Genomic DNA, 20,005 nt, shown 5'->3' on the forward strand with positions numbered 1-20,005 from the left:
CCAGTCGTTACGCGTACGCGGTACGCGCAGTGCTTTGACGGCCTCCCCGGCACCTCCGCGACGGGGAGGCCGTCGTACACCCACCTCTTGAGGAGCAGTAGCTGTGAGCAGCAACAACGGTGACGTCCGGCTCTGGGGCGGCCGGTTCGCCGACGGGCCTGCCGAGGCCCTCGCGAAGCTGTCCGCGTCGGTCCACTTCGACTGGCGTCTCGCGCCCTACGACATCGCCGGTTCGCGCGCCCACGCCCGCGTCCTGCACAAGGCGGGCCTGCTCACGGCCGACGAACTCCAGCGCATGGCGCAGGGACTGGACCAGCTCGCCGCCGACGTCGAGTCGGGCGCCCTGGTGGGCACCATCGCCGACGAGGACGTGCACACCGCCCTGGAGCGCGGTCTGCTGGAACTGCTCGGCCCGGACCTCGGCGGCAAGCTGCGGGCGGGCCGCTCGCGCAACGACCAGGTCGCCACCCTCTTCCGGATGTACCTGCGCGACCACGCGCGGATCATCGGATCGCTCGTCGCCGACCTCCAGGACGCCCTGGTGGGCCTCGCCGAGACGCACGCCGACGTGGCGATGCCCGGCCGGACCCACCTCCAGCACGCGCAGCCGGTGCTGTTCGCGCACCACATGCTGGCGCACGTGCAGTCGCTGTCCCGGGACGCGGAGCGGCTGCGGCAGTGGGACACCCGGACCGCGGTCTCCCCGTACGGCTCGGGCGCCCTCGCGGGCTCCTCGCTCGGCCTGGACCCGGAGCAGGTCGCCGCCGACCTCGGTTTCGAGCGGGGCTCGGTCGGCAACTCCATCGACGGCACGGCCTCGCGGGACTTCGTCGCCGAGTTCGCCTTCATCACGGCGATGATCGGGATCAACCTCTCCCGGATCGCCGAGGAGATCATCATCTGGAACACGAAGGAGTTCTCCTTCGTCACCCTGCACGACGCGTTCTCCACCGGCTCCTCGATCATGCCGCAGAAGAAGAACCCGGACATCGCGGAGCTGGCGCGCGGCAAGTCGGGCCGGATGATCGGCAACCTGACGGGTCTGATGGCCACGCTCAAGGCGCTGCCGCTGGCCTACAACCGGGACCTCCAGGAGGACAAGGAGCCGGTCTTCGACTCGTGCGACACCCTTGAGGTCCTGCTGCCCGCCTTCACCGGCATGATGGCGACCCTGACGGTCAACCGGGCGCGGATGGAGGAGCTGGCTCCGGCCGGGTTCTCGCTCGCCACCGACATCGCGGAGTGGCTGGTCCGTCAGGGCGTGCCGTTCCGGGTGGCCCACGAGGTCGCGGGCGAGTGCGTCAAGGAGTGCGAAGGGCTCGGCATCGAGCTGGACGAGCTGACGGACGAGCAGTTCGCGAAGATCTCCGAGCACCTGACCCCCGAGGTGCGTACGGTCCTCAACGTGCCCGGCGCCCTGGCCTCGCGCAACGGCCGCGGCGGCACCGCGCCGAGCGCGGTCGCCGTCCAGCTCAATGAGCTGAAGGCGGACCTGGTGATCCAGCACGCCTGGGCGAACCACAAGAACTGACGCACGGCCCGCGGGGGTGGTCGGCGGCCGTCCGGGCTCGGCAGATGGTCGTGATCGAGAACGACCGGTCGTCGTCGACGGCGCGGCTGCCGCCGGCGGACGGTGTGGCCGTGCGCACGAAGATCTGGTTCGGACCCGCCTTGCTGACCCGGATGGGGATGGACGAGTTGCCCGGCCCGGGGTCGCCGTCGTCGAACACGGGTAGTGGTGATCGAATCACCTTCCGCATCCATCCGCCCATGCGCCCAGTCGCTCGAAGTCGGCCCGGACCAGGCCGATCCGCTCGTCCACGCGGAGCAGCAGGGCGTGCGCGGGGTGGAGCTCGTCGACGTAATCGCGGTCCCTCGGCGTGATGTCGTCGTCGATCCAGGCGAAGGGCCGGTCCGCGGCGTATTCCAGGACGTACTGCGTCTTCCAGAAGGTCCCGCGCGGCGCGTGCCCGTGCCTCTGGGGCCAGTCGATGAAGGGCAGCCTCGGCAGGCCCAGGTGCGGGCCTATCCAGTCGTTGGCCTCGTCCTTCCAGGTGGTCGCCCAGACCAGTTCGTACGTCCGCGCCAGCGCGAGCAGCCGCTCGCCGTGGCCGTGGTTCAGCCAGACCCGCAGGGGTCTGCGGCTCTCGGCCTCCGTCCAGCCGGTGGGGCGCATCCGGTGGGTGGTGTAGCCCTCCGGGCGGCGCTGGCGCTGGGCGGCGTACGGGTTCAGCGGGCCGTCCACGTCGATCAGCAGGAGCGGTTTCGTCATGTCTCGATCTTCCTATGGGCGATAAAAATGAGACGTGAACGTCTCATTCGGGCTATGGTTGTCTCATGGCCATGGATCGTGACCAGGTGCTGCGCGACGCGGCGGCCCTGCTCTCCCGCAAATCGACCGCGACGATGGACGAGGTCGCCCGCGCGGCGGGCATCGGCCGCGCGACCCTGCACCGGCACTTCGCCGGGCGCGACGCCCTCGTACGGGCCCTGGAGGAACTCGGCATCCACGCGTTCGAGGTCGCCTTCGACAACGCCCGCCTCGACGAGGGGAGCGCGGTCGAGGCCCTGGGGCGCCTGGTCGCCGAGGCCGAGCCGAACGCCCTGCTGCTGGCCTTCCTCGTCACCGAGAACCAGCTGTTCGAGGGCGATCAGATCAACGAGGGCTGGGCCCGGCTCGACGCCCGGGTCTCCGGGCTCTTCCGGCGCGGCCAGCAGGAGGGCGACATCCGGATCGACCTGAGCCCCGCCTGGCTCACCGAGGCCCTCTACGGCCTCATCGGCACCTGCGCCTGGGCCGTGATGGACGGCCGGGTGGCCGCCAAGGACTTTCAGTACATGATCACCGAGTTGCTGCTCGGTGGCGCACGACGGAGTGTGGAGAAATGAGCCGTACCGAAGAGCTGCGCAAGCGCGAGGGGACGGAGGACGGCAGGAGCCCCGGGCGCTGGATCGCGCTCTCCGTGCTCGTGCTGGCCGTCCTGCTGGTCGCGGTCGATGCCACCGTACTCGGTCTCGCCACCCCCGCCCTGAGTGAGGACCTCAAGCCGTCCGGCACCCAGCTGCTGTGGATCGGCGACGTCTACTCCTTCGTCATCGCCGGTCTGCTCGTCTCCATGGGCTCCCTCGGTGACCGCATCGGCCGCAAGAAACTGCTGCTGATGGGCGCCACGGCCTTCGGCGCCGTCTCGGTGCTGAACGCCTACGCGACCAGCCCCGCGCTGATGATCCTGGCCCGGGCGCTGCTCGGTGTCGCGGGCGCCACCCTGATGCCCTCCACCCTCGCCCTGATCCGCAACATCTTCCACGACCCCAAGGAGCGCAGCCTCGCCATCGGCATCTGGGGCGCGACCGCCTCGGCCGGCGCGGCCGTCGGCCCGGTGGTCGGCGGAGCCCTCCTCCAGCACTTCTGGTGGGGCTCGGTCTTCCTCATCAACCTTCCCGTCATGATCATTCTGGTCGTCGTCGGAATCAAGCTCCTGCCCGAGTCGAAGAACCCGGTCTCGGGCCCCTGGGACCTCCTGAGCGTCGCCCTCTCCCTCTTCGGCATCATCGGCATCGTCTACGCCGTCAAGCAGGTCGCCACCCACGGACTGTCCTGGGAGGTCTGGACGGCCGCGCTCCTCGGCGCCGCGATGCTCTACGCCTTCGTACGCCGCCAGCACACCCTGACCGCCCCGCTGCTCGACATGAAGCTGTTCAAGCACCGCGGCTTCTCCGGCGCGGTCCTCGCCGACCTGCTCACCGTCTTCGGGCTCTCCGGACTGGTCTTCTTCCTCTCCCAGTTCCTCCAGCTCGTCCAGGGCCGCGAACCGCTGGAGGCGGGCCTGGCCGAACTGCCCGCCGCCGTCGGCGCGGTGGTCACCGGCCTGCTCGCGGGCCGGTTCGCGCGCAAGTACTCCGTACGCGTCATCGTGACCGGCGGTCTCGCCGCGATCGGACTGGCGCTGGGCGTCCTCACCGTCATCAGCAAGGAGACCGGCTACCCGCTGCTCGGCGCGGCCCTGCTCGTCGTCGGCCTCGGCGCCGGCTTCTCCTTCACCGTCACCGCGGACGTGATCCTCTCCAGCGTGCCGAAGGAGCAGGCCGGTTCGGCCTCCGCCGTGTCCGAGACGGCGTACGAACTCGGCGCGGCCCTCGGCATCGCCCTGCTCGGCTCCATCGTCACCGGCGTCTATCAGAGCTTCACCGCGCCCGCCTCCGTCCCCGGACCGCTCGCCGACGCCGCGCACGAATCGCTCGGCGGGGCCGTCGACGCGGCCAGGTCCCTGGACCCGCACACCGCGCAGGTGATGGTGGGCGCCGCCCAGGAGGCCTTCGTCGACGGGCTGCGGCTCGCCGCGGGCGTCGGCGCGGCCGTCCTCCTCGCCACCGCCGCCGCGGCGTGGTTCCTGCTCAAGGGCCAGGAACTCCAGGACGGCATCGAGCACTGACCCCGCCCGGTCCCCGACGGGTGATGTCCGCGCGGGCGGTGTCCCCGCCCGGTCCCCGCCGGTGTCCCCTTCCGCGCCCCGGGTGATGTCCCAACGGGTGCTGTCCCGACCGTGGTTGACAGCGCGTCGGCCCGCGGGACACCATCCCCGCGATGGAGATCACCGAACTGACCCCGGCCGAACGCCGTGTGTGGGACGCCTTCCCGCGCGGTGAACGCGTCGACTTCAGCGAAGGCCCGGACGAGCGGGCCGTCGACGGCGCGGGCTGGGGTCCGCAGCGGACGGTACGGGCCGACGTGCTCACCGCCCTGCTGCTGAGCGGCTCCCCGGCCGAGGGCCAGGTCGCCGGACTCAACCTCAAAGGTGTCCGGGTCACCGGCAAGCTGAACCTGAAGTACGCCGTCGTCGAGCACGCCATCCGGCTCCGCGGCTGCTGGTTCGAACGTGCACCCCTTCTGTACGGCGCCCAGTTGCGGGCGCTCGTCCTGAGCGACTCGGCCCTGCCCGGGCTCACCGCCTCCACCGTCAGCGTCGACGTGGTCCTGCGGCTGTCCTGCTGCCGGATCAGCGGACCCGTCCGGCTCGCCGGAGCCCGCGTCGCGGGCGGTCTCTTCCTCGGCGGCGCCGTCATCGGGACCCCGCCCGCCCCCGGTACGGATCCCGCCGCGGCCGTCGAGGCCGCGGAACCCCCGCTCCGGTTCAACCACGCCGACATCGGCACCGACGTCATCGCCACCGGCCTCACCGTCTACGGACAGACCCGCGTCAACGGAGCCACCGTCGGCGGCCAGATCAACCTGGACGACGCCCGGCTGCTCAACCCCGGCGGCGACGCCCTGCACGCCGAAACCCTCTCCGTCGGCACCGACGTCCGCGCCCGCGGCCTGCGCGCCGAGGGCCGGGTCAACCTCTCCGGCGCCCGGATACCACGCCAACTGGACCTGGCCCGGGCCCGTTTGGTCAACCCCGGCGGAACCGCCCTGCGCGCCTCCAGCTGCGTGATCGGCGAGGTCTGGCTGCGCGCCTGCGAGACCGTCCAGGGCGATGTGAACCTGCGGCGCTCCCAGTTCGACCTGCTCCACGTGGAGCCCGGTGGCTGGCCCGAGCAGGTCCGCCTCGACGGGCTGACCTACCGGTCGCTGCGCCCGCACCTGCCCGCCGAACAGCGGCTGCCCGTGCTGGACCGGGACGAGGCCGGGTACCTGCCCCACGCCTACGAGCAGCTCGCCGCCTCCTACCGCGCCGCGGGCGACGAGGCGGCGGCCCGCACCGTGCAGCTCGCGAAACTGCGCCGCCACCGGCTGACCCTGCCCCGGCACGCCCGCCTGTGGGGGCTGCTCCAGGACGTGACCGTCGGCTACGGCTTCCGGCCGCTGCGCGCGGCGGGCTGGCTGGCGGCGCTGCTGTGCACCGGGGCCCTCGCCTACGGCCTGCGGCCACCGGCACCGCTCAAGGCGGGCGAGGCCCCCGAGTTCAACCCGGTCTTCTACACCCTCGACCTGATGCTGCCGATCATCGGCTTCGGCCAGGAGGAGGCCTTCGGGCCGCGCGGGTGGTACCAGTGGCTGTCGTACGTGCTGATCGTGACCGGCTGGGTGCTCGCGACGACCACCGCGGCGGGTGTAAGCCGCTCCCTGAGCAGGCAGTAGCGGCAGGTAGGCCCCGTTGGACCCGTGCGTCCCGCAGGCCCCGTGCGTCCCGCAGGCTCAGGCGGCCTTGGCCTTGGTCGCGTACATGTCGACGTACTCCTGGCCCGAGAGCCGCATGACCTCGGTCATCACGGAGTCGGTGACCGCGCGCAGCATGTAGCGGTCGCGGTTCATGCCCTCGTAGCGGGAGAACTCCATCGGCTCGCCGAAGCGCACGGTGACCCGGCCCGGGCGGGGCATGCCCTTGCCGCCGGGCTGGAGCTTGTCGGTGCCGATCATCGCGAACGGGACCACGGGGGCGCCGGTCATCAGGGTCAGCCGGGCGATGCCGGTGCGGCCGCGGTAGAGCCTGCCGTCGGGGGAGCGGGTGCCCTCCGGGTAGATGCCGAAGATCTTGCCCTCTTCGAGGATCCGTCGACCGGTCATCAAGGCGGCGACGCCGCCGTTGGCGCCGTCGCGGTCCACCGGGACCATGCCGGAGCCGGTGAAGAACCAGGCCATGGCGCGGCCCTTGAGGCCCTTGCCCGTGACGTACTCGTCCTTGCCGATGAAGTGCACCTGGCGGTCGCACACCAGGGGCAGGATCATCGAATCGATGAAGGTCAGGTGGTTGCCCGCGAGGATGACCGGCCCGGTACCCGGAATGTTCTCGGCGCCCTCGACACGGGTGCGGAACATCATCCGCATGACCGGTCCGACAGTGGCTTTGATGAGCGCAATACGGGACAACGTGGGCCCTCCGGCATCGAATGCGTCTTCAGCACCGCGCATGCTCAGTGCAGGTGAGGACGATACTCGCGGGTCCCCTCTGATCGCACATCGGGTTCGCGGGGCCTATACGCAAAGTTGACGCACGTTTGCGCCATGTTTCCCCGCAGTCCCGCCCCGGAACGCCCGCCCGACACAGGCCGCTGCCTACGATCGGTCCGCCGATCGGGACCGACGGCCCGGCGATCCCGGGCCCACCGGCCCCGGCCGGTCCAAGACGGCCGCACCGGCCGCACCGGGGGCTCCGGGCGGCCCGGGCTGGATTTCCGAACGGGATGAGGGGCATTCATGACGCAGGGCGGGGCAGGCAGGCGCGCGGTACTGGGGGCGGCCGTCGTGGCGGCGGGCGGCGGTGCGTGGGGGCTGGGTGCGGGCCGGGCATCGGCGGCCGACGCGCGGACGGCGGGCGCCGCGGCGACCGGCACGCAGGCGTACGGCGAGCCGTCGTACGAGGCCCAGGGCCGGGGCGACGCCGGGGACTACCGGAACCTTCCCTATCCGACGGTCATCGGCCACCGGGGGGCCAGCGGCTACCGGCCCGAACACACCTTCGGCTCCTACCAGCTGGCCCTCGACCTGGGCGCGGACGTCATCGAGCAGGACGTCGTCCCCACCCGGGACGGCCACCTCGTCTGCCGCCACGAGAACGAGATCGGCGGCACCACCGACGTCGGCGACCACCCCGAGTTCGCCTCCCGGCGCACCACCAAGTCGGTCGACGGGGTCGCCCTCACCGGCTGGTTCACCGAGGACTTCACCCTCGCCGAACTGAAGACCCTGCGGGCGAAGGAGCGTATCCCCGCCGTCCGCCAGCGCAACACCCTCTACGACGGCCGCTGGGAGATCCCCACCTTCGAAGAGGTGCTGCGCTGGGCCGACCGCGAGGGCAAGCGACGCGGCAAGCGGGTCTGGCTGCACGTCGAGACCAAGCACCCCAGCTACTTCCGCGCCCTGGGGCTCGGCCTGGAGGAGCCGCTCGCGAAACTGCTGCGCCGCTACGGCCGCGACCGGCGGAACTCGGCCCTCTTCCTCCAGTCCTTCGAACCTTCCAGCATCCAGCGCCTCGCCAAGCTGGTCTCCGCGCCCCGTGTGGTCCTGCTCGGCGCCGCGAACACCCGCCCCTGGGACTTCGAGCTGGCCAAGGACCCGCGCACGGTCGCCGACCTGGTCACGCCCGAGGGCCTGACGTGGATCGCCGGATACGCGCAGGCCATCGGCCCGACCATGGACCTGGTCGTGCCGCGCGACGCGGCCGGGAAGCTCGGTACGCCGACCACCCTGGTGCGCGACGCCCACGCGCGGGGCCTGATCCTGCACCCCTACACCGCGCGCAACGAGAACATCTTCCTGCCCGCCGAGTACCGCAAGGGCACCGACCCCAACGCGTACGGGGACGCCTTCGGCGCCTTCCGGACCTACTTCGGACTCGGCATCGACGCGGTCTTCACCGACAACGCCGACACCGCGCTGCTCGCGGCCGAGGACTTCCGCCCGGGCCGCCGCCCCCGCTGAGCCGCGCTCGTCAACGGGCGGCGGGATCTTCTCGTACGGGTGTTCCGCGTCCGGCGGCGAAACCACGGGGCGCGGTCCGCGCGTCCCGCCCGGCATGGATCTGCTCAAGGAACTCGGCCCACTGCTCTCGGCGGAGGCCGCCGCCGAAGCACCGCTCGCAGGCATGGATCCGGCCGATCTCGAACAGGCCGTGTGGGTGCGGCTGCTGGAGCGGGACCAGCACGGGCCGACGCCCGCAGAACCCGCGCGCTGGCTGCGCCGCGCCGTACGCGCCGAGGCCCGCCGGGCCCGTCGCCGCGCGCGGCGCGAAGTCCCGTACGCAGGATCCTCGGGATGCGCCGACGACACGCCCGCACACGGGCCCGAGGACGAGCTGCTGCACCGGGAGCAGGGCCGGGCCGTCCGGTCGGCGGTCGCCCGGTTGCCCGGACGCTGCCCGGAACTCATGAATGCGTTTCTGTCGCCCAGGGACCTCACTTACCGTGAAATCGCAGGAGAGTTGGGTATCTCACAAGGAAGTTTGGGACCCGTGCGTTCCCGATGCCTGGGATGTCTGCGCAGAATGCTGGCTGCAGAGGTTGAGGCTCCTGGCCTGCGGGGAAAGGAGCGGTAGACCAGTGGGCTACCAGGTGAGCGGGAGGCATGCGCACATGGGCATGAGCGTGACCATTTCGGCGGCAGCTGCCGAGGACGCGGAGCAGATCTTCAAACTGCAGTACCTGTGCTTCCAGCGCGAGGCCGAGCTGTACGGCAACTACCTGATCCAGCCCCTCACCCAGTCCCTGGACTCCCTCAAGGGCGAGCTGGCCGCCGACATCGTGCTGGTCGCCCGGCTCGGTGGCGAGGTGGTCGGAACGGTGCGCGGCAGCACCGACGAGGACGGCGCCGGCAAGATCGCCAAGCTCTGCGTCCACCCGCGGCTCCAGGGCCACGGACTGGGCACCCGCCTGCTGCGCAGCGTGGAGGAAGCCCTCGCCGACGGCCCCAAGGCCGCCCGATTCAGGCTCTTCACCGGCCGCAAGAGCGAGTCCAACCTGCGGATGTACCGCAAGGCGGGCTACGTGGCGGTCGGCGGCCGGACCGCCTCCGACGGCGTGGAGCTGATCATGCTGGAGAAGGAAGCCACCGAGTACGCCGTCAGCGCCTGACCCGGGCCGCTACCGCCCGGAGCGCCCCGAACCACCCGCGAACGCCTCACTGACCGCGCTTCGTACGCAGCCAGAGCATCCCGGTGATCGGCAGGATCACCGGGATGAAGAGGTACCCCATCCCGAACTGCGACCACACCGTCGCGTCGGGGAACGCGTCGGGCCGCACCACGGTCCAGGTCCCGACCGAGAGCACGCCGGTCAGCTCGGCGGCGCAGCAGATCCGCGCCGCCTTGCGGGCCGTCTCCCCGCCGCGCACCAGCGAGTACGTGATGAAGGCGTACACGAGCGCGGCCACCCCGCTCAGCGCGTAGGGCAGCGGGGCCCGGTCGAACTCGGTGGAGATCTGGTAGGCCGAGCGCGAGACCGCGCCGACCGTGATCACCCCGTACAGCCAGACCAGCAGCACCCCCGGTCCGGAGACCAGCTTCGTGCGCCCCGCGGGAGCCCGCGCGTCCTCGGCCGTGTCGGCGTTCGTGCCCGCGTTCGTGCCCGCGTTCGTGCCCGCGTTCGTGTCAGCGTCCGTATCAGGCACCGGTGCCACCCCAGATGTCGTAGAGCCGTACTTCGAGCACGGCCAGGACGACCGCGCCCGCGGCCACCGTCACCGAACCCCACTTGGTGCGTTCGGTCAGCGAGAGGAACCCGGCCGCCGGGACCGCCGCGAAGGCGCCGACGAGGTACGCCACGAAGAGCACCTTGCCGTCGTGCGGCTGCTCGCCCCGGGCGAGCAGGACCAGTCCGACCACCAGCTGGGCCAGGACCAGCAGGGTGACCAGGCCCATCCCGGCGAAGTGCCAGTCCTTGGTCGGCTGGTCCCGCCAGGCGGCGAATCCGCACCAGGCGGCGAGGGCGAGTGCGGCCACGCCGATGGCGACCGTCAGGGCGTCGAGCATGCTGCGAGGGTATTACGGGCCGAAGGGCCCGATGCGCTCGCCCCTGGCCCCTGGCCCGTGGCCCCTGGCTTCCCGCAAGACGTGAGGCCGCACGCCGAAGCCCCGCTGTCCGAGGAGACATCGCGCGGAGCAGGTCCGACCCCGGGCCGTTCCTGCTCGCCGCCGCCCGGCTGGGCGTGGACCCGGCCCGCGGCGTGGTCTTCGAGGACGCCCCGGCGGGTGTGGCGGCGGGCCGTGCGGCCGGGATGCGGACCGTGGCCTTGACCACAACGCACTGGCGGCGGAGCTGGTCGCCGAAGTGGTGGTCCGGGGCCTCTCGGCGGTGTCCGTGCAGGTGGGCGCCGAGGGCATGGTGATCGCGACGGACGGCTGACCCCACCCCGCCGCACCTCGGCGGTGTCCGGATGGTGGTCGGAATCCGTCCGCTATCCGGACATCGTTGATCGGTCAAGGGATACGTCTGGTTTACTGGGTCCATGACCACGACGAGCAGCCGCACCCTTGCGACCGAGGCGACCATGACGCCCGGTGCTCGTTGTATGTGTCGAATGCGCGCCTTCTGAGGGCCCCTTTCACTGAGCCTCGCGCCCCGAAGCGAGATCGGCCGAGTCCGTCCGCCGCGCGTCAGCGATAACGCCGCCGCCCGGACCACTCCTGCCTCACGCCCGGCGTCGAACCGCCTTTTCGTTCCGGTTCGTCCCGTATCGCGTCCCCAGATGATTGCCCCGTGCCCGGTCTGCCATGCCGTGCACTCGACAGCGACGGAATTCCTGTGATCACCACATCGGGCCTCACGAAGGTCTACCAGTCCCGTGGCCGCGAGGTCACCGCCCTGGACGGCGTCGATCTCCACGTCCGCGAGGGCGAGGTCTACGGAGTCATCGGCCAGAGCGGCGCCGGAAAGTCCTCCCTCATCCGCTGCGTGAACCTGCTGGAGCGCCCCACCACCGGCACCGTCAGCGTCGACGGCGTCGACCTCACCGCGCTGGCCGGCCGCGGCCGCCGCGCGGGCAAGGAACTCCGCGAGGCCCGCAGCCGCATCGGGATGGTCTTCCAGCACTTCAACCTGCTGTCCTCGCGCACCGTGCAGGGCAACATCGAGTTGCCCCTGGAGATCCTCGGGGTCTCCGGCCGCGAGCGCTCCCGCAAGGCCCTCGAACTCCTCGACCTCGTCGGCCTCGCCGACAAGGCCAAGGCCTACCCCGGTCAGCTCTCCGGCGGCCAGAAGCAGCGCGTCGGCATCGCCCGCGCCCTGGCCGGCGAACCCAAGGTGCTCCTCTCCGACGAGGCCACCAGCGCCCTGGACCCCGAGACCACCCGCTCGATCCTCCAGCTGCTGCGCGACCTCAACCGGCAGCTCGGCCTGACCGTCCTGCTCATCACGCACGAGATGGACGTCGTGAAGTCCGTCTGCGACTCCGCCGCCCTGATGAAGAACGGCCGGATCATCGAGTCCGGGACCGTCCCCGAGCTGCTGGCCACCCCTGGCTCCGAACTCGCCCACGAACTGTTCCCGCTGACCGGCTCCGCCACCACCGCCGAGCAGACGGTCATCGACGTCACCTTCCACGGCGAGAGCGCCACCCGGCCGGTCATCTCCCAGCTGGCCCGTACCTACAACATCGACATATCGATCCTCGGCGCCGCCATGGACACCATCGGCGGCCGCCAGGTCGGCCGGATGCGGATCGAACTGCCCGGCCGCTACGAGGACAACGTCGTCCCCGTCGGCTTCCTGCGCGAGCAGGGCCTCCAGGTCGACGTGGTCGACGCCGACACAGAGCTGGCCGAGCTGGTCAAGGATGGTGCCAAGTGACCTGGTCCGAGATGGAGCCGCTGCTCACGCAGGGCACGTACGACACCCTCTACATGGTCCTGTGGTCCACCCTGGTCACCGTCCTCGGCGGACTGCCCCTCGGCATCCTGCTGGTCCTCACCGACACGGGCGGCCTGCTCCAGAACCAGGCGGTCAACAAGGTCATCGGCGTGATCGTGAACATCGGCCGCTCGCTGCCGTTCATCATCCTGCTGATCTTCCTGATCCCGGTGACCACCGCCGTCGTCGGCACCTTCATCGGCCCCACCGCCATGATCGTCCCGCTGGCCATCGGCGCCATCCCCTTCTTCGCCCGGCTCGTCGAGACCGCCGTGCGCGAAGTGGACCGGGGCCTGATCGAGGCCGTCGAATCCATGGGCGGCGGCATCCCCACCCTGGTCGGCAAGGTCCTCCTCCCGCAGGCCCTGCCCTCGCTGATCGCCGCCGTCACCACCACCGTGATCACCCTGGTCGGCTACTCCGCGATGGCGGGCGCGGTCGGCGGCGAAGGCCTCGGCTCCAAGGCCATCACCTACGGCTTCCAGCGCTTCGAGACCGGCTTCATGGTCGCCACCGTCATCGTCCTGATCGCCATCGTCACGGTGATCCAGCTGCTCGGTGACGGCGTGGTACGCCTGCTCGCCCGCCGCGGCCGGACAGCCTGACCGGGGCACGGCCCCCCCCACAGACTTTCTCTCCTCCCACAGCCCGCACTCGTCGTGCTCGGGCGTTATCCGCACCACCAGGAAAGAGGCACTCTTCGTGCGCACCTCCATCAAGTCCACCGCCCTCGCCGCCACCACCGCGGCGCTCGCCCTCGGCCTCACCGCCTGCGGCACCTCCTCGGACCCGTCCTCCGCCTCGTCCGACGGCGGCAAGACCGACGAGAGCAAGCCCCTCGTCATCGCGGCCTCCCCGAGCCCGCACGCCGACATCCTGAACTTCGTCAAGGACAAGCTGGCGGCGAAGGAAGGCCTCAAGCTGGAGGTCAAGGAGTTCACCGACTACGTCCTGCCCAACACCGCCACCGAGCAGGGCCAAGTCGACGCGAACTTCTTCCAGCACAAGCCGTACCTGGACGACTTCAACAAGAAGAACCACACCCACATCGTCCCGGTGGTCAACGTCCACCTGGAGCCGCTGGGCCTCTACTCCAAGAAGGTCACGTCCCTCACGGACATCAAGGCCGGCCAGACCGTCGCCGTCCCGAACGACCCCACCAACGAGGGCCGCGCGCTCCAGCTGCTCGCCGCCAACAAGCTCATCACCCTCAAGGAAGGTGTCGGCACCGGCGCCAAGCTGGCCGACATCACCGACAAGAAGGGTCTGGAGTTCAAGGAGCTGGAGGCCGCCACGGTCCCGCGGGCCCTGAACGACGTGGACGCCGCCGTCATCAACGGCAACTACGCCATCGAGGCCAAGCTGGTGCCCGCAAAGGACGCGCTCGTCCTCGAGAAGGCCGAGGGCAACCCGTACGCCAACCTCCTCGCGGTGAAGGACGGCAAGCAGAACGACCCCCGGATCCAGAAGCTCGCCAAGCTCCTGAACTCCGACGAGGTCAAGAAGTTCATCGAGGACAAGTACCAGGGCTCGGTCATCCCGGCCTTCGGCACCCCCGCTTCCTGACCCGTCCCCTCCCGTCCCCTTCCGTCCCGTTCCGGGTTCCCTCCAGGCTCCGTGCCAGGTTCCCTCCGGGCCCGGTGACGCCGCCCCGGCCCCGCACGCCCCCTCCCGGGCGCGCGGGGCCGCGCCGCTGCCCGCACACCGCCACGACCTGCCCGCTTCCGGGCAGCCCGGCCCTGCGCGCTGCCGGACCGATACTGCATGCTGGGGCCCTACGGCCACGGTCTCAGGCATGGAGCTGCGCATGACTACCACCTTCCCGGACGTCTCCATCAGCACGGACCGGCTGGTGCTGCGCCCCTTCGAGGAAGAGGACGTCAGCGCGCTCACCGCGATGATGAACGACGAACTCATCACCGCCTGGACCCGCGCCCCGCACCCCTACACCCGCGCCGACGCCCACGCGTGGGCCACCCGCGACGCCCACGCCGTACGCACCGGGGGCCGGGGCATCATCTTCGCCGTCACCGAGTTCCTCACCCACCGCCTGGTCGGCGCCGTCCACGTCCGCAACACCGACTGGCGCTGCCTGAGCGTCGAAATGGACTACGTCACCGCCCCCTGGGCCCGCGGCGAGGGCTACGCCTGCGAGTCCACGCTCGCCGTCGCCCATTGGCTCTTCCGCGACCACGGCTTCGAGCGCCTCGAACTGCGGACGGCCGCCGACAACACCGCCGCCCAGCAGGTGGCCCAGAAGATCGGCTGCATCAGCGAGGGCGTGCTGCGCAACGCGTGGATAGTGCGCACCCAGATGCCCGACGGCAGATGGGCCGACACCCGCACCGACCTGCTCGTCTGGGGCCTGGTCCCCGAGGACCTCGACGACCTCGACGTGCTCGACGGCTACGGAGAGTTCCACGTCGTGGACGAACCGGTGGTCGATCCCGTGCGCGATCCCGTGCGCGATCCCGTGCGCGATCCCGTGCGCGAGCCGGTGAACGAGCCGGTGAACGAGCCCGCGAAGGCCGCACCGGACACCTCCCCGGACGACGCCGCGCACGACCAGCGGCCGGCCGTGCACGGCCACGCCGCCGGGGCCGACCGGACCTGACCCCGGCCCGCCCCGCTCACCAGGTAGTCTCACCGTGCCCGCCCACACCGCCGGGACGACCCCGCACCCCCACCCACACCAGGGAGACCGACGACGATGGCCGACCGGGTCACGGTGATCGGATGGGACGGCTCGCCGCTGACCGCGGCCGCCCGGTCGGCGCTCTCCGCCGCCACCCTCGTGGCCGGAGCGGGCCACCACCTGGCCCTCCCCGAAGTACCGCCCGGCGCCGAACGCGTACGCCTCGGCAGCCTCGGCCTCGCCGCCCGCCGGATCGCCGGACACCGCGGCACCGCCGTCGTCCTCGCCGACGGCGACCCCGGCTTCTTCGGCGTCGTACGGGCCCTGCGCGCCCCCGAACACGGCCTCGAGGTCGAAGTCGTGCCCGCCGTCTCCTCCGTGGCCGCCGCCTTCGCCCGCGCGGGCATGCCCTGGGACGACGCCCAGGTCGTCGTGGCCCAGCGCCGCACCCTGCGCCGCGCCGTCAACGTCTGCCGCGCCCACACCAAGGTCGCCGTCCTCACCTCGCCCGGCGCGGGCCCCGCCGAACTCGCCCTGCTGCTTGAAGGCGTTCACCGCACCTTCGTCATCTGCGAGGAACTCGGCACCGACAAGGAACGCGTCACCGTCCTGACCTCCGACCGGGCCGCCGACCACAGTTGGCGCGACCCCAACGTCGTGATCGTCGTCGGCGGCGGGGGACCGGTCTCCGCCGACCCGGGCTGGCTCATGGGCCGGCCCACCGCCGTCGCCGTGGCCGCCGAGGGCGCCCGCGGCTGGGCCCACCCCGACCACCACCCCGAGATCCTCGCCGGGGCCGCCACCAAGGAGGGGGAGTCGGCGCTGCTGCGCGCCGCCCAGCTGGCCCGCCTCGGCCCCCGTACCGGCGACCTCGTCTGGGACATCGGCGCCGGATCCGGCGCACTCGCCGTGGACGCGGCCGCCTTCGGCGCGGCCGTCATCGCCGTCGACGCCGACCCGCGCGCCTGCGACCGCATCGAGGTCGCCGCCCGCCGCCGGGGCGTCCTCCTCCAGGCCGTCACCGGCCGCGCACCCCACGTACTCGAAAACCTGCCGGAACCCGATGTCATCCGCATCGGCGGCGGGGGAGTCCCCGTCGTCGAGGCCTGCGCGGACCGCCGCCCCGAACGGATCGTCACCCACGCCTCCACCCGCGACCAGGCGGAGGCGATCGGCGTCGCGCTGACCGAACGCGGCTACACCGTCGAGTGCGCGCTCCTCCAGTCCGTGGGCATGGACACCCGGACCTGGCGCGAGCAGGAACGCTCCGTGGTCTTCCTGATCGCGGCCGAACGCCCCGTCCACCGTCCGGCACAGCCCGCGGGGTAGGCTGGCCGATCGTCGACCTGCCCTGACACTCCGGGCACGGCGGCACCACAGGCGGCGCGACGTGGCGCAGTCCACAGCAGACCGTGGCGGATTCGGCCACCAGGGTGGCGAACGGGCGCGACAATGCTTAGTGGTTGTCCGCGCTGGCGTGCCCGAAGGGGCTCGTGCCGCACGGCGGCCACGCTCGTTGGTCATACGGGCGCCGGGCGATCGAAGCAGCAACACCGATGGGCGAGGGGTACGCATGACTGACACCGGCCAGGTTCCGGGCGAGGGCCACCCGGACAACGCGGGCATGGTGGATCAGCACGGCATCCCCGCGCCGGTCCCGTCGCAGGCTCAGGCTCCGGATCCGCTCCATGATCCGCTGCCCGCCCCGCTGCAGGCTCCGAGCGGGTACGCCTTCCAGGACCTGGTGGACAACCCCGCCGAGGACGACGACCTGTTGCTGATGCCCAGCGGCCAGGGCGCCTGGAGCGACCCGCAGGTGGTTCCCCCGGCACCGGTCTTCGCCGTGGAGGGCGGTTACGCCGACGGCTACTACGGCGAGCCCGCGGCCAACGGGTTCACCGATACCGGTTTCACCGTCACGGGCTTCACCGACACGGGCTTCGCCACCGCCGCCGTGGTCACCGACACCGGCTCCTACACGCACGGCGCCCACGAGGCGGGCGGGCGCGATTCCGGCGCCCTCGACCTCGGCGGCCTGCTGCCGCCCCCGGCGGCCGCGCCCGTCGCGCCCCCGACCGCCGTGGCGCCTCCGGCGACCCCGGCCCGGCGCCCGCTCCACATGGGCCCCCCGGTTCCGGACGCCTCCGGTGGCCTCGTACGGTCCCTCGCCGACCGGGGCCCGGCCGCGCCGGTGACCCCGGTGGCTCCCGTGGCCCCGGCCCCGCCCGCCGCCGTCCAGGCCGCCCCGGCGCCGGTTCCGGCGCAGGCTGCGGCTCCCGCTCCCGTGGCCGCTCCTGTGGCCGCTCCTGTGGCCGTCGAGGCTCCGGTCGCGATGGAGGTGCCGGTCGTCGCGGAGGCCCCGGCTCCGGCCGAGGCCGCCGTGGAAGCGCCGGTGGAGGCGCCAGTGGAGGCGCCCGTCGTGTCGGAGGCCCCCGTTCCGGTCGCCGATCCGGTCGAGACGCCCGCCGAAGCGCCGGTCGAGGCACCGGTCCAGGCGGTGACGGAGCCCGTGGCTCAGCCCGTGGCACAGTCCGTGGCCCAGCCCCTGGTGGAGCCGGTGGCCGAGCCGGTCGCCGCGGCACCCGTCGAGGCCGAGGTCGCGGCCGAGGCCGCCGCAGAAGCCCCCGCGCCGCCGGTCCAGGTGGCCGGGGCCCCCGAGTACCTGGACGCCCCGCCCGCGGAGCCCGTCGCGGCCCCCGGCCCGCAGCTCGGCGAGGTCCCGCTCCAGGCCGGTACCCCGTGGACGGCGGAGCCGGTGATCGCGGCCGCGCCCGAGCCGCAGCCCGGTCCCGATCCCGAGCCCGCGCCGGAGCCCGTGGTGCTGGCCGCGCCGGAGTCGTTCGTGGAACCCGTCGCCGAGCCGGCCGTGGCCGCCGCGCCCGCGGAAGCGGTGGTGCGGGCCGCCGACCCCGTGCCGCTGATCGTCGTACCGGTCGAAACGCCCGCCGACGCCGCCGTCGAGCCGCAGGCCGAGCCCGTCGTGGCCGTCCCGCCCGTGGCCGGGCCCCCCGCCGAGCAGGCCCCCGAGCCGGTGGCCGCCGCCGTCGAGCCCGAGCCGCGGCCCGAGCCCGCCGAGGCGCGGCCCGAGGTGTTCGTCGAGCCCGCCGCGGCCGAGCAGCCCGCTGAGCCCGCCGAGGCCGAGGACAGCGTGCCCGCGGAGCGCGGCGCGCCCGCCCCCGGCTACGACGACGCGGAGCGCGAAGCGGTCCTGCGCGTCATGCGCGAACGCCGCGACATCCGCAACGGCTTCCGCACCGACCCCATCCCGCACGAGGTCCTGCTCCGCGTCCTCGAAGCCGCGCACACCGCGCCCAGCGTCGGGCACTCCCAGCCCTGGGACTTCGTCGTCATCCGCTCGGCCGAGACCCGCCGGACGATGCACGAGCTGGCACAGCGGCAGCGCGAGGCGTACGCCAAGTCGCTGCCCAAGGGCCGGGCGAAGCAGTTCAAGGAACTGAAGATCGAGTCGATCCTCGACACCCCGGTGAACATCGTCGTCACCGCGGACCCCACCCGCGGCGGCCGCCACACCCTCGGCAGGCACACCCAGCCGCAGATGGCCCCGTACTCCTCCGCGCTCGCCGTGGAGAACCTCTGGCTCGCCGCCCGTGCCGAAGGCCTCGGCGTCGGCTGGGTCAGTTTCTTCGACGAGCGCGAGATGGTCCGCGAGCTGGGCCTGCCCGAGCACCTGGAGGTCGTGGCCTACCTGTGCGTCGGGTACGTCGACGAGTTCCCCCAAGAGCCCGAGCTGATGCAGGCGGGCTGGTCCAAGCGGCGTCCGCTGTCCTGGGTGGTCCACGAGGAGACGTACGGGCGCCGCGCGCTGCCCGGCGAGGAGCCGCACGACCTGCTCTCCGAGACGGTCGCGAGCATCCGCCCGCTCGACGCGAAGGCGCTCGGCGAGGCGTGGGAGCGCCAGAAGCGCATGACCAAGCCCGCCGGGGCCCTGGGCATGCTCGAAATCATCTCCGCGCAGCTCAGCGGCCTCTCCCGGGTCTGCCCGCCGCCGATCCCGGAACCCGCCGCCGTCGCGATCTTCGCCGGTGACCACGGAGTGCACGCCCAGGGCGTCACCCCGTGGCCGCAGGAGGTCACCCTGCAGATGGTCGCCAACTTCCTGGGGGGCGGGGCCGTCTGCAACGCCTTCGCGAACCAGGTGGGCGCCGAGGTCTGCGTGATCGACGTGGGCGTCGCCGGGGACCTCCCCGCGACCCCGGGACTGCTCCCGCGCAAGGTCCGCCCCGGCACCGCCGACCTGTCGGTGGGCCCCGCGATGACCCGCGAGGAGGCCGTGGCCGCTATCGAGGTGGGCATCGAGACCGCCCGTGACCTGGTCGCGGCGGGCAACAAGGCGCTGCTCACCGGTGAGATGGGCATCGCGAACACGACGGTGTCCGCGGCCCTGATCTCGGTGTTCACCGGGGTCGACCCGGCGGACGTCACCGGGCGCGGCACCGGCATCAACGACGAGACGCACGCCCGCAAGGTCGAGGTCGTCCGCCGCGCCCTGGAGCTCCACCAGCCCGACCCGACGGACCCGGTCGGCGTCCTGGCGGCCATCGGCGGTCTGGAGCACGCGGCGATCGTCGGCCTGCTGCTGGGCGGTGCCTCGCTGCGTACGCCGGTGATCCTGGACGGCGTCAGCGCGGGCGCGGCGGCGCTGGTGGCCCGGGCGATCGCCCCGGAGTCGCTGTCGGCGTGCATCGCGGGCCACCGCAGCGCCGAGCCGGGCCATGTCGCGGCCCTGAACACGCTGGGCCTGCGGCCGCTGATCGACCTGGACCTGCGGCTCGGCGAGGGCACGGGGGCGCTGCTGGCCCTCCCCCTGGTCCAGAGCGCGGCCCGCGCGATGCACGAGGTCGCGACCTTCGACTCGGCGGGCGTCACCGAGAAGTAACCCCGCCCTCCGGTGGAGCCGGGCCCGCCCCTCGCGGGGGTGGCTCCACCGGTCGGCGAGGCCGAACCCGCCGTTCGCGGCCGACTGCCGGGTGCCGACTTGCCGGGTGCGGCTCGGTCTGCCCTCCGGGGGCACTTCGAACGCCGGTGGGGCTGGATGTCCCGCGGGCCGTGTTCCCGCTGCCGGGCGGC

Annotated in this window: 16 protein-coding genes and 2 pseudogenes; 14 read left to right on the forward strand and 4 right to left on the reverse strand. The window is 72.3% G+C overall.

Features of this window, described 5'->3' with window-relative positions; translation table 11 throughout:
• The first annotated feature begins 103 nt into the window (after positions 1–103).
• A complete protein-coding gene (gene argH, locus QMF80_RS12735; RefSeq protein WP_283452608.1) occupies positions 104–1,531 on the forward strand; it encodes an argininosuccinate lyase in 1,428 nt (475 codons plus the stop codon).
• Positions 1,532–1,747: 216 nt separating this feature from the next.
• On the opposite strand, the gene QMF80_RS12740 is transcribed toward argH, so the two are convergent.
• Complete coding sequence (locus QMF80_RS12740) at positions 1,748–2,272, reverse strand: HAD domain-containing protein (RefSeq protein WP_283452610.1); 525 nt, start codon at positions 2,270–2,272, stop codon at positions 1,748–1,750.
• 65 nt (positions 2,273–2,337) lie between these two features.
• Here QMF80_RS12740 and QMF80_RS12745 point away from each other — a divergent pair, with 65 nt between their 5' ends.
• From QMF80_RS12745 to QMF80_RS12755, 3 genes are all read left to right on the forward strand, one after another.
• Positions 2,338–2,889: a TetR/AcrR family transcriptional regulator gene (locus tag QMF80_RS12745; RefSeq protein WP_283452611.1), complete on the forward strand. Its 552-nt coding sequence runs from the start codon at positions 2,338–2,340 to the stop codon at positions 2,887–2,889.
• Positions 2,886–4,433: an MFS transporter gene (locus QMF80_RS12750; RefSeq protein WP_283452612.1), complete on the forward strand. Its 1,548-nt coding sequence runs from the start codon at positions 2,886–2,888 to the stop codon at positions 4,431–4,433. Before QMF80_RS12745 ends, QMF80_RS12750 begins: the two co-directional genes overlap by 4 nt.
• A 152-nt stretch (positions 4,434–4,585) precedes the next feature.
• Positions 4,586–6,082 (forward strand): membrane-associated oxidoreductase, encoded by a 1,497-nt coding sequence (locus QMF80_RS12755; RefSeq protein ID WP_283452614.1) that lies wholly within the window; start codon positions 4,586–4,588, stop codon positions 6,080–6,082.
• A gap of 57 nt (positions 6,083–6,139) precedes the next feature.
• Here QMF80_RS12755 and QMF80_RS12760 read toward each other — a convergent pair whose 3' ends face one another.
• Positions 6,140–6,853, reverse strand: coding sequence for a lysophospholipid acyltransferase family protein (locus tag QMF80_RS12760; protein ID WP_283452616.1), 714 nt, complete (start codon positions 6,851–6,853; stop codon positions 6,140–6,142).
• A 285-nt stretch (positions 6,854–7,138) separates the two neighbouring features.
• Between QMF80_RS12760 and QMF80_RS12765 the strand changes: the two genes are divergently transcribed.
• From QMF80_RS12765 to QMF80_RS12775, 3 genes are all read left to right on the forward strand, one after another.
• Complete coding sequence (locus QMF80_RS12765; protein ID WP_283452618.1) at positions 7,139–8,362, forward strand: glycerophosphodiester phosphodiesterase; 1,224 nt, start codon at positions 7,139–7,141, stop codon at positions 8,360–8,362.
• A 94-nt stretch (positions 8,363–8,456) separates the two neighbouring features.
• Positions 8,457–8,975, forward strand: a complete 519-nt coding sequence (locus QMF80_RS12770; protein WP_283452620.1) for a sigma-70 family RNA polymerase sigma factor — start codon at positions 8,457–8,459, stop codon at positions 8,973–8,975.
• Positions 8,976–9,012: 37 nt separating this feature from the next.
• Positions 9,013–9,510 (forward strand): GNAT family N-acetyltransferase, encoded by a 498-nt coding sequence (locus QMF80_RS12775; protein ID WP_283452621.1) that lies wholly within the window; start codon positions 9,013–9,015, stop codon positions 9,508–9,510.
• 46 nt (positions 9,511–9,556) lie between these two features.
• Here QMF80_RS12775 and QMF80_RS12780 read toward each other — a convergent pair whose 3' ends face one another.
• Together QMF80_RS12780 and QMF80_RS12785 are read right to left on the reverse strand one after the other, a co-directional pair.
• Positions 9,557–10,045: a hypothetical protein gene (locus QMF80_RS12780; protein ID WP_502962829.1), complete on the reverse strand. Its 489-nt coding sequence runs from the start codon at positions 10,043–10,045 to the stop codon at positions 9,557–9,559.
• Complete coding sequence (locus QMF80_RS12785) at positions 10,038–10,406, reverse strand: hypothetical protein (protein ID WP_283452623.1); 369 nt, start codon at positions 10,404–10,406, stop codon at positions 10,038–10,040. Before QMF80_RS12785 ends, QMF80_RS12780 begins: the two co-directional genes overlap by 8 nt.
• A 116-nt stretch (positions 10,407–10,522) precedes the next feature.
• Here QMF80_RS12785 and QMF80_RS12790 point away from each other — a divergent pair.
• From QMF80_RS12790 to cobT, 7 genes and pseudogenes are all read left to right on the forward strand, one after another.
• Positions 10,523–10,779 (forward strand): annotated as a pseudogene (locus tag QMF80_RS12790) (HAD-IA family hydrolase); the annotation flags it as partial.
• Between the two features lie 399 nt (positions 10,780–11,178).
• On the forward strand, positions 11,179–12,222 hold the full coding sequence (locus QMF80_RS12795) for a methionine ABC transporter ATP-binding protein (RefSeq protein ID WP_283452625.1): 1,044 nt from the start codon (positions 11,179–11,181) through the stop codon (positions 12,220–12,222).
• On the forward strand, positions 12,219–12,887 hold the full coding sequence (locus QMF80_RS12800; RefSeq protein WP_283452627.1) for a methionine ABC transporter permease: 669 nt from the start codon (positions 12,219–12,221) through the stop codon (positions 12,885–12,887). Before QMF80_RS12795 ends, QMF80_RS12800 begins: the two co-directional genes overlap by 4 nt.
• 97 nt (positions 12,888–12,984) lie before the next feature.
• Positions 12,985–13,848 (forward strand): MetQ/NlpA family ABC transporter substrate-binding protein, encoded by an 864-nt coding sequence (locus QMF80_RS12805; RefSeq protein WP_283452629.1) that lies wholly within the window; start codon positions 12,985–12,987, stop codon positions 13,846–13,848.
• A 241-nt stretch (positions 13,849–14,089) separates the two neighbouring features.
• Positions 14,090–14,674: pseudogene (locus tag QMF80_RS12810) on the forward strand (GNAT family N-acetyltransferase); the annotation flags it as partial.
• Positions 14,675–14,992: 318 nt separating this feature from the next.
• Positions 14,993–16,246, forward strand: coding sequence for a precorrin-6y C5,15-methyltransferase (decarboxylating) subunit CbiE (gene cbiE, locus QMF80_RS12815; RefSeq protein ID WP_283452630.1), 1,254 nt, complete (start codon positions 14,993–14,995; stop codon positions 16,244–16,246).
• A gap of 244 nt (positions 16,247–16,490) precedes the next feature.
• Entirely contained in the window at positions 16,491–19,814 is a 3,324-nt protein-coding gene (cobT, locus tag QMF80_RS12820; RefSeq protein WP_283452632.1) for a nicotinate-nucleotide--dimethylbenzimidazole phosphoribosyltransferase, read from the forward strand.
• Positions 19,815–20,005: the final 191 nt, after the last annotated feature.

The organism is Streptomyces sp. G-G2, assembly GCF_030063135.1.
Classification (GTDB): domain Bacteria; phylum Actinomycetota; class Actinomycetes; order Streptomycetales; family Streptomycetaceae; genus Streptomyces.